A 2,931-nucleotide genomic window follows, 5' to 3' on the forward strand; every position below is an offset into this window, starting at 1 on the left:
AAATGTTTCCTGTTTCTTCATCCCCATACACCACCATTGCGTTGATAGTGTTATTATCCCACATCCGGAGCCTTTATGGTAGTGCGGATTAAATCAGAGATTCCCTAGAACAGATCAGGACAGCTTTCTTCAATGTATTCTTGATTCCGGATACGCTCTCCTCTGTCCTGATCGTGATTGAGATCGGCATGCTCAGCGTCCTTATGTCACATTATGGCCTGCTCAAACGGATGGAACTGGCCATGCGCAGGCTGCTGCCTTATCCAAAGGTTTTGATGTTATTTTTTCCCGCATTGGTCGGCGTACTTCAGGCTCCGGGCGGAGCCGCTTTATCCGCTCCGCTGGTAAACCAGATAGGCAAGGAATTGGGACTTGCCCGCGAGATGAGAGCCAACATCAATGTGGTTGGCCGACACATCCTACCGGTCATCGCCCCGTTTTCCACCAACATGATCGTAGTCCACAGTGTTGCCCCCGAAGTGAACATTGTCCTGCTGGGACTTTTGAATCTTGGATTTGTCGTCTTGATGCAGGTGTCGGGATATTTTATCCTTATGCAAAATGCCAAAGCCATAGAAACCAATCCATTGGATGGGACAACCTGGCTCCAGGCGTTTGGGGAATTCAATCTGACCTTTATCCCGGTCTATCTGGCGGTCCTGCCCAATGGCTTGTTTGGCATCCCATATACAGTTTCGATTGCTGTCGCAATCCTCTCCGTTTTCTTCCTTGGCGGAAAACACGACTTCGGCCAGCAGGTCGTCAAAAGCTTTAATGTCAATTTGGCGCTTTTGATCATCGGAGTCTATTTTTTTCAAAACATAGTGGGAGAACTGGATACACTGCTGCTCCTGTTTGAACGGCTGGCCAGCAATCAGTCCAATTTGATGTTTCTCATTACCGTTGCGGTAATTGGAACGATTTTTGGTCTGGCAACTGGTTTGATGTATCTCCCTCTTGGCGTTCTGGTACCAATCATCTGCCAAGCCTCCTATGGCAGCGAGATGGATATGATGGTGCACCTGTTCTATGCTTTCATCTGGTGCTTCATTGGCTATTACTTCTCTCCCATCCACCTTTGCCAGCTGCTGAGCGACAAGGAAACAGGATGTACGCCTGGTGAACGCTACCGGGCATATATTCCCGTCATGCTTTTATGGCCTGTATTCACAGTTGTGCTCTATGCCGTCTACTCCATAACATTGGTCTAACATTCTGAGCATTTGAACCGCCATTTAAAAACAAATATTTGTAGAAAGGAAGATCCCATATGGCGCTTATGACCGGCGAACAGTACATCGAGAGCATTCGCAAGATCCCCATGCAGATCTACATGTTTGGCAAGAAAGTGGAAAATCCCGTGGATGATCCCATCCTTCGTCCCGCACTCAACTCCGTTCGCATGACCTATGATCTGGCGCAGATGCCGGAATATCAGGATCTGATGACGGCCATCTCTCCAGAGACCGGTGAGCGGATCAACCGATTTACCCACATTCATCGGTCCACGGATGATCTGCGCAAAAAGGTAAAAATGCAGCGTCTGCTGGGCCAGAAGACAGCCGCCTGTTTCCAGCGCTGTGTGGGCATGGATGCGTTCAACGCGGTATACTCCACCACTTATGAGATCGACCAGAAGTGCGGCACCCACTACCACGAGAATTTCAAAAAATTCATGCTCTACTGCCAGGAAAAAGACCTGACCGTAGACGGCGCCATGACAGACACCAAGGGTGACCGGTCCAAAACCCCTCACGAGCAGGCCGACCCTGATCTTTTCCTGCATGTGGTGGAACGCCGTCCTGACGGTGTGGTGGTCTGCGGTGCGAAGGCCCACCAGACCGGCATCATCAATAGCCACGAGGTCATCGTCATGCCCACCATCGCCATGGGCCCCGAAGATAAAGATTACGCGATCTCCTTCGCCGTACCGCTGGACAGTGAAGGTCTTTATATGATCGTCGGTCGTCAGAGCTGCGATACCCGTAAGCGGGAGGGCAGTGAGATGGACGTAGGCAACGCCGAGTTTGGCGGCGTGGAGGCTCTCACCGTATTCGACCATGTATTTGTGCCCAATGAGCGTATTTTCCTCAACGGAGAGACGGAATTCGCAGGCATGCTGGTGGAACGCTTTGCCGGGTACCACAGGCAGAGCTATGGCGGGTGTAAGGTAGGCGTGGGGGATGTGCTTATTGGCGCCGCCGCCGTGGCCGCAGAGTATAACGGGGCCTCCAAGGCATCTCATATCAAGGATAAGCTGATTGAAATGACCCATCTGAACGAGACCCTGTATTGCTGCGGCATCGCCTGTTCCTCCGAGGGCCATCAGACGGCAAGCGGGAATTATATCATCGATCTGCTGCTCGCCAATGTCTGCAAGCAGAATGTGACCCGGTTCCCCTATGAGATCGTTCGTCTTGCAGAGGATATTGCCGGCGGTTTGATGGTCACCGCCCCCTCTGAGGCCGATTTCCGGGATGCCAAGCTCGGCCCTGTCATCGATAAATACCTCAAGGGCGTCTCCGGCGTATCCACCGAAAACCGTCTCCGCATTCTGCGTCTCATTGAAAATCTGGCGCTGGGTACAGCCGCTGTAGGCTATCGGACAGAGTCGCTCCATGGCGCGGGCTCTCCCCAGGCTCAGCGGATCATGATCGCACGTCAGGGCAATCTGGAACACAAAAAAGCCCTCGCCAAGGCCATTGCCCATATCAAAGAGGATTCCTCTCTCTGAGCCGCGAACGCATCTCGAGGCGCAACATCTCGTCCACTGCCGTCATGAAAGGAAGGGCGTTTTTATGGATCTGGAAATCGAACGGGTACTAGGGAATCTCTGATTTAATCCGCACTACCATAAAGGCTCCGGATGTGGGATAATAACACTATCAACGCAATGGTGGTGTATGGGGATGAAGAAACAGGAAACATTTA

General features: G+C 51.8%; 2 protein-coding genes. Both read left to right on the top strand.

Going from position 1 to position 2,931, the window contains the following annotated elements; all coding sequences use genetic code 11:
* Window positions 1-140: 140 nt before the first annotated feature.
* Window positions 141-1,211 carry a DUF401 family protein gene (locus ACTNBK_RS16830; RefSeq protein ID WP_441147818.1) on the top strand — a complete coding sequence of 357 codons (1,071 nt, stop codon included), beginning with the start codon at window positions 141-143 and terminating at the stop codon, window positions 1,209-1,211.
* 59 nt (window positions 1,212-1,270) lie between these two features.
* Complete coding sequence (locus ACTNBK_RS16835; RefSeq protein ID WP_441147820.1) at window positions 1,271-2,734, top strand: 4-hydroxyphenylacetate 3-hydroxylase family protein; 1,464 nt, start codon at window positions 1,271-1,273, stop codon at window positions 2,732-2,734.
* Window positions 2,735-2,931 lie beyond the last annotated feature (197 nt).

Source organism: Intestinimonas sp. HCP28S3_D6 (assembly GCF_052065695.1).
Classification (GTDB): domain Bacteria; phylum Bacillota; class Clostridia; order Oscillospirales; family Oscillospiraceae; genus Intestinimonas.